Raw genomic sequence first — 5,940 nt, forward strand, 5'->3', positions numbered from 1 at the left:
GTTATGCCAGGACGTCGTAGTGGAGACCGTCGTACATCTCGTTCTAGATTAGATGGTTTTCGAAGAGGAGATGAAATTCAAGTCTTTTCTGCTGGAAGACAACTTGATGGAAACGGTACGTTTATTCGAGTAGAAAATGGTTTCTTAGTATGGGAAGATAATTCTGGAAATAGAAATGTTACTAGTTTAGAAAGTATCAGTGTTCGTCGAGTAAGAAGACATTATTACTAATATTTTGGACGGGCTATTACTTTGGAAAAGCGGAGTTAACTTAAGTTGGTTTAGTTAAAATAAATTAGTGCTATATTGGAAGATAAAACTACCCAGTAAGTTTTAAATAAGGTGGTTTTATCTTCTTTTTTATAATATATTTCTAAAAAAGAAGACAAGGAGGATTTTTATGAGTACTATTATTAATTTTAATGAGTTCCAAAGACAAAAAAAATGAAGAAGTTTCTTCGCTTTGTTTTAGTAATAGGAGCAATTAGTATCTTCTGTATATTTGCTTACGTACTAATCGTAACAGGAAGATATCCCCCGGCTGAGTATCCTCCCTATATTGAGGCTAAACCATAATAACTGATAATTACCCCCTTATTTAACTTCTCATAAAGGATTTCAATTCGGTTTATTTGTTTATTATTATAAATGATGAACTCCTATTTATACTCTTTTATTAAGATGCAGATTTAAGTTTATTCGTTAAACGTAAAAAAGCTTCTTTGTCCTTATTCCTTAAGGACTGATCAATTTCTTCAAGGATTTTACCTTTTTTGAAATCATTCATTACTTGACTTAGGAACAATTCGGCTAACATTTCATCAGATATACTTGTTTCAGCTTGACTCATTTCATTAGACATATTATTTTCCATAAACTATTAACCCCTTTATCATTTCTTTTTTAAAAACAGTATTTCCTTTTTTCATTGTTTTAATACGAGATTAATAGATAAAATAGCGCGTAGAATAATATGTAATGAAAAACAATCTAACAAAAAGAATAATGCTAACACTAGCTCTCCATGACGAAAATAAGTGAATTTTTCACCGAATAGATATTACGTAAATCTTTTCTATAAAATATAATATTTTTTCACTTAGGACTCCGATGCTAATATATACGTTGTTTTAACTATTTTCTTCTTATTTAAATAGTCTCCATATTTATCTTATTTTCGTATTGTTTTACTAATTTATAAAACGTTGTCTTTTTTACATTTGCTTCCTTCATTGCCTGTACAGCTGTAATCTCTTTTTGCTTCCATCGATTATAAGCCTCAATGAATTCTTCGCTGACTTGAGCTTTGGGGCGCCCAAAAGATATACCCTTAGTTAACGCAACATCAATTCCCTCACGTTGACGCTTACGAATACGATCTCGCTCTTCTTGAGCCATCCAAGACAGAATTTGCAGGACTAAATCCGCAATAAACGTTCCCAGACTGTCCTTATACTGAGTTGTATCTAACAACGGCATATCTAAAACTACAATGTCTGCCTCAATCTCTTTTGTGATGGCATTCCATTCCTGGAGAATTTCTTCTTTATTGCGACCGAAACGATCTAAAGAATGAATATAAAGGATATCCCCTTTACGAATCATTCGTTTTAATAATTGATATTGTTCTCGATTGAAGTTTTTTCCGCTTTGTTTATCAATGAAAATATCGCGAGGAGAAATCCCAACTTCCTGCATCAATTGAAGTTGACGACCTTCATTTTGATCTCGGCTGCTTACACGTATGTATCCAAATCTTCTATTTTCCATTTTTATACTCCTTTTGTGGTTCTCTTCATCTTATTTTACCAAAATCGTTCGTAAAAGTGTATAAATTACAGAGAACGTTCGTAATTTATTTTCAAACTTAAACGAACGATAAAAATAATAGATTTCTTATAAAAAAGAAAAGTTCGCAAACGTATACTTTTACGGACTGTGTATTTGACTTTATTTCAAAACATTAAAGGTGTAAACATTCTATTATTCATTATTTTTTTCTTTGTCAGGTATATTCTTAAAAATATTTTCTCCTGGATCAAATCCCTCTGGTCTCCAATAGTGTTCTTCGTACTTACCTTCTTCAAATATCTTTCTAAGATAACTGATAGCATCAAACCATGTACTAAATACTAAAAATGAATAAGGAAGGCTACCTTCATCATTCCATACAATCCACTTATCTTCTTTAGATTGTGTAACAAGGTAAGAAGCATCGGGAGGCATTTTGAATATCTCATATGTATTCTCAAGGACATCATCCCAAGAGTTAAAGCCTAATTCTTTAGCAAAAGTTTGATATTCCTTTAAAAATATATTTTTTACGAACTTGAAAATATGCCCCATCATCTAGTCCCCTTTCTTTTACTTAAATATCAAGTAGTCGGTCATTAATTTGTACTACTTTTGAGTCTTCTGGGAAAGTTGAGCACACTTCTTGTATAGATGAATATCTATCCTCATTTGAATACAAGAAAAACCCTGCTCCATCATGGAAAATAGTTATGAATGTAGTATTTCCTTCCGTTTTAAAAATAGGGATAGATACGTTTTTCCATCTGCCCCATTCCTTAACTCTCTTGAGCTCAAAATTTAAATTTTCAGAATAAGAAAGCGAATAAAATTCGTTCATATTAGCAAGGTAAAAGGTATGTTCTAATGCTAAGGATAATGTACGCGCGTCTTTAATTGGTAAAGTAAAACATCTAGGGTGATAGGTAACCCGTTTAAAAAATGTATAGTAAGCTTGTTTTTCCTCTAATAATTCATACCTATATTCTATACCTAATTCATTAAATTCCTTTTCAAACTCCTCTGCCATCATATCATCACAAAGGAATGTAAGATATAAAGGATACCTATCCTGCTTAATTAAGAAAGCGAGTAAAAAATCCCTTTGTTCATCCCTATCGTCAACGCTTTCCATTGTTTCAGATATAAAGTAAACAGAATCAATAGGTCCTTCCAATTGAACATAATGCCCCACCATTTCATCAAACTCCGCATTTAAATGTTCCTCTTGAATCCAAATCTCACTCATATAAAACCTCCTTCACATATAAGAGACCTGCATAAGCTAATAATTTTTCTTATTTGGCTTTAAAGATTTGTTGCATATTGTATAGAAAAATAGTTATGGTTCAGATTTGTTGTCTAAAACAGCCGTGCAAATAACATCTGGAGGAGTAGTAAAGTCCTTTATGTACAAGAGCAAAATAAAAAGCCACCCAGTATTTGCAGGACAGGTGGCTTTTCACTATTAAAATGCATGTGCAAAAATATAATAACACATTATTTCCATATAGACTATATTTTACCGTACAAGCATATGTATAAAAGGTGCATTTTTTATACATCTTTAGGTCATTCATACCTACTGTAAAACCCGTCATATCAAGGATGTATAAAAAGCTGCATATTGCAGAAATCGTAGCCTGACTAGAACCTTTGCCTACCAAGGGTTCTCTTTTTTATGTCTTCCGGAAAGAGTGATTATGTTAACTAACCTTATATACCATATACAGCCTGAAAACAGAAAAAACTACCTTATGTGAGTAAGATAGTTCTTCTGGTGAATGCTCTAAATAAACCTATTTAACACTTTGCAGTGTCGTGGGTAGTTTGCTTAAATGATAAAAAATTATTCATAATGGACAATTAACTTAAAGATGATTTGGTGAATAAAGTGTAAGTATTATTGATTAGCTTTTAACATCAAGACTTTATAGGGGCACCCGTCTTTCTAGGAAAATGATGTTTTTGCAGATTTATATAAATTTGCTCTATATATAGAATATAGGCTACTCATTAGACCATGTCTTTCTTTTACAAAAAGTAGGTGATCATGTGTTTTATTCATCCTTCTACACCCCCTTTCATTACACTTTCTATCCTTATTTTGTTCCTTCTTTCCAACGACCTACTGGCTTTGTACTCAATTCTAATGGGGAAATTAACAGTTGGTGGGGAAATTATCCATTGGGTAATCCAGCTAAAGCACCAAAGTATTATGGTGCAGGAGAAGCTCCTATTTCTGGACCTCTCGTGCCTTTTAGTTTAAGAGGTTATTATTAACTATAAGTGATTAAAAGGGATTATTTTAATACTATTATTTCATGTTTGTGCTACTAACATCTCTACGCATTTAATTTATATTTGCAGTATAGGGAGGAATACAAATGCCATCTGTCGTAGGCGCAGTTAATATTAATAGTTTATTCGGCACAGCACCAACCGTTGAGTTTGGTGATTGCTTTAAAATTTCACCTAAAGCTACTGATATGACAAAAGTCGGAGCTGGATCAGGTAATGTAGGCAACTTTTTAAATATTACAAATGAGAAAAACTCAACTAATAATAAGAATGGTAGTATATTCAGTCAAAATATAGCTGGTAATTTATAATAAAAATAGGTTGCCTACGATTGTATGTGTCAATGTTTGGCAAAATCTTGTGTAGTTTGCTCAAAAAATACAATTTTATTCTCAAGAGGCAAGTTACTTAAGGAAAAATAAAAGTATATGATGTATATCGAGTAATTTTCGTCTCACAGATAGAATACTTTTAACTTTATTTTTCACCTTCATAATTTACAGAGTCAAAAAAAGAAAAAACAATCTGCTTCTAATACAGATTGTTTTTTCTTTTAAAGCGAGATGGCTTATCGAAGTGGCATTCCTAGAGCCTTCTCTAATAATATTCAAACCCTTTCCAGATAATGAATTCCAATAAAATCCATTATATTAGCTGAACATATATATCTAAAAAACAGAGAAACTCCCAGGCGGCAGGGAGTTTCTCTGTTTTTTAACATCTGCAAATCCGTTAGGGAGGATAACTGATCTACTGGGATTCAGTGGGATGGTTCATTCATTCTATGTAAAGTAATCTAAAGGGTTTATATATATATCTACAAAAATCCTGCTATTTCTATCAGTGCAGAGTATGGGCGAGCATTTTCATTTTTTATACATATCTTAAAAGTATTAAGCATATAGGGGGTGGAAATATGGGCTTCTTTGGAGGTTACGGTGGCTGTGGTTATGGCGGCGGTTACGGCTATGGTGGAGGCGGCTGTGGTGGTGGCTTTGCCTTAATCATTGTACTTTTCATTTTATTAATCATTATTGGTGCTTCTTGCTTTGGCGGAGGTTTTGGTCGTTGCTAATGATTAAAAATCATTTTTATCCTAAAAAGTTAGCTTTGTGCTAGCTTTTTTTATTAGGCAATAATGAATCGATAGTAATGTAGAAATAAACATGCTCACAAGTATTGTCTGTTACATATAATGCGTTAGCCCATATAAATTGTTTCCCTACTCCTTTAGTTTTACTCAAACCTTATAAAAGGAGTGATAGTATGTCTAATTGTGGTGGATATGGATTTGGTGGAGGTTTTGCTCTTCTAATTGTCCTATTTATTCTTCTTGTCATTATTGGATGTAGTGGTTTTGGTGGCGGCTACGGAGGCTACTGCTAATACAACAAAAGCCTTTCACTTGAGAGGCTTTTACATAAACTAATTTATCTTCAAATCTTTTTAATAGGCAAGTTACTAAAAGATTATTGATGCATAGGATGTAGTCAATGCACTCCAATACTTCTGTGAGTACCCTTTGTTTTTGGATGCATCCCTTACTAATTTAAAACCTCCTGACTTTCGCCAAAATCAGGAGGTTTTTGCCGTTCATATCAACAAGATTTGGAGGCTATTAATATGCACATTGTATAATATGCCGACTTTCTAAAAATGCATGGACAAGTATAACTAGTCTTTTACTTTACAGAGATATTTTTTGTTTTTAATAAGCACTTTACTTATACCAAATTTCATTTCCTTCATAGCATGTACTATAAGGTTATTTGGAGGTGAGGTTATGCCAGGACGTCGTAGTGGAGACCGTCGTACATCTCGTTCTAGATTAGATGGTTTTCGAAGAGG

The 5,940-nt window shown here is 32.8% G+C and carries 8 protein-coding genes; 4 read left to right on the plus strand and 4 right to left on the minus strand.

Going from position 1 to position 5,940, the window contains the following annotated elements; translation table 11 throughout:
- Window positions 1-3 precede the first annotated feature (3 nt).
- Window positions 4-231 (plus strand): hypothetical protein, encoded by a 228-nt coding sequence (locus ACFX4W_RS01425; RefSeq protein WP_221778289.1) that lies wholly within the window; start codon window positions 4-6, stop codon window positions 229-231.
- Window positions 232-676: 445 nt separating this feature from the next.
- Here ACFX4W_RS01425 and ACFX4W_RS01430 read toward each other — a convergent pair whose 3' ends face one another.
- The 4 genes from ACFX4W_RS01430 to ACFX4W_RS01445 form a co-directional block, all read right to left on the minus strand.
- Window positions 677-874 carry an IDEAL domain-containing protein gene (locus ACFX4W_RS01430; protein ID WP_377559153.1) on the minus strand — a complete coding sequence of 66 codons (198 nt, stop codon included), beginning with the start codon at window positions 872-874 and terminating at the stop codon, window positions 677-679.
- A 275-nt stretch (window positions 875-1,149) separates the two neighbouring features.
- Window positions 1,150-1,770: a recombinase family protein gene (locus tag ACFX4W_RS01435; RefSeq protein ID WP_221778286.1), complete on the minus strand. Its 621-nt coding sequence runs from the start codon at window positions 1,768-1,770 to the stop codon at window positions 1,150-1,152.
- Between the two features lie 213 nt (window positions 1,771-1,983).
- Entirely contained in the window at window positions 1,984-2,349 is a 366-nt protein-coding gene (locus tag ACFX4W_RS01440) for a hypothetical protein (RefSeq protein WP_241771348.1), read from the minus strand.
- Window positions 2,350-2,368: 19 nt separating this feature from the next.
- Window positions 2,369-3,040, minus strand: a complete 672-nt coding sequence (locus tag ACFX4W_RS01445) for a hypothetical protein (protein WP_377559155.1) — start codon at window positions 3,038-3,040, stop codon at window positions 2,369-2,371.
- A gap of 1,138 nt (window positions 3,041-4,178) precedes the next feature.
- On the opposite strand from ACFX4W_RS01445, the gene ACFX4W_RS01450 reads away from it, so the two are divergent.
- The 3 genes from ACFX4W_RS01450 to ACFX4W_RS01460 all read left to right on the plus strand — a co-directional run bounded on the left by ACFX4W_RS01450 (window position 4,179) and on the right by ACFX4W_RS01460 (window position 5,478).
- Complete coding sequence (locus ACFX4W_RS01450; protein WP_377559157.1) at window positions 4,179-4,403, plus strand: spore germination protein; 225 nt, start codon at window positions 4,179-4,181, stop codon at window positions 4,401-4,403.
- Between the two features lie 605 nt (window positions 4,404-5,008).
- The gene (yjcZ, locus tag ACFX4W_RS01455) at window positions 5,009-5,167 is read left to right on the plus strand and encodes a sporulation protein YjcZ (RefSeq protein WP_165574641.1); all 159 of its coding nucleotides are present in this window, start codon (window positions 5,009-5,011) and stop codon (window positions 5,165-5,167) included.
- A 191-nt stretch (window positions 5,168-5,358) separates the two neighbouring features.
- Window positions 5,359-5,478, plus strand: a complete 120-nt coding sequence (locus ACFX4W_RS01460; protein ID WP_377559159.1) for a YjcZ family sporulation protein — start codon at window positions 5,359-5,361, stop codon at window positions 5,476-5,478.
- The last annotated feature ends 462 nt before the right edge of the window (window positions 5,479-5,940 follow it).

The organism is Priestia sp. YIM B13489 (genome assembly GCF_042787645.1).
GTDB classification, from domain to species: Bacteria; Bacillota; Bacilli; order Bacillales; family Bacillaceae_H; genus Priestia; species Priestia megaterium.

Excerpts from the sequence above, each read along its gene's own strand:
- ACFX4W_RS01425 (WP_221778289.1), top strand. The coding sequence starts at position 4 with ATGCCAGGACGTCGTAGTGGAGACCGTCGTACATCTCGTTCTAGATTA.
- ACFX4W_RS01430 (WP_377559153.1), bottom strand. The coding sequence starts at position 874 with ATGGAAAATAATATGTCTAATGAAATGAGTCAAGCTGAAACAAGTATA.
- ACFX4W_RS01435 (WP_221778286.1), bottom strand. The coding sequence starts at position 1,770 with ATGGAAAATAGAAGATTTGGATACATACGTGTAAGCAGCCGAGATCAA.
- ACFX4W_RS01440 (WP_241771348.1), bottom strand. The coding sequence starts at position 2,349 with ATGATGGGGCATATTTTCAAGTTCGTAAAAAATATATTTTTAAAGGAA.
- ACFX4W_RS01445 (WP_377559155.1), bottom strand. The coding sequence starts at position 3,040 with ATGAGTGAGATTTGGATTCAAGAGGAACATTTAAATGCGGAGTTTGAT.
- ACFX4W_RS01450 (WP_377559157.1), top strand. The coding sequence starts at position 4,179 with ATGCCATCTGTCGTAGGCGCAGTTAATATTAATAGTTTATTCGGCACA.
- yjcZ (WP_165574641.1), top strand. The coding sequence starts at position 5,009 with ATGGGCTTCTTTGGAGGTTACGGTGGCTGTGGTTATGGCGGCGGTTAC.
- ACFX4W_RS01460 (WP_377559159.1), top strand. The coding sequence starts at position 5,359 with ATGTCTAATTGTGGTGGATATGGATTTGGTGGAGGTTTTGCTCTTCTA.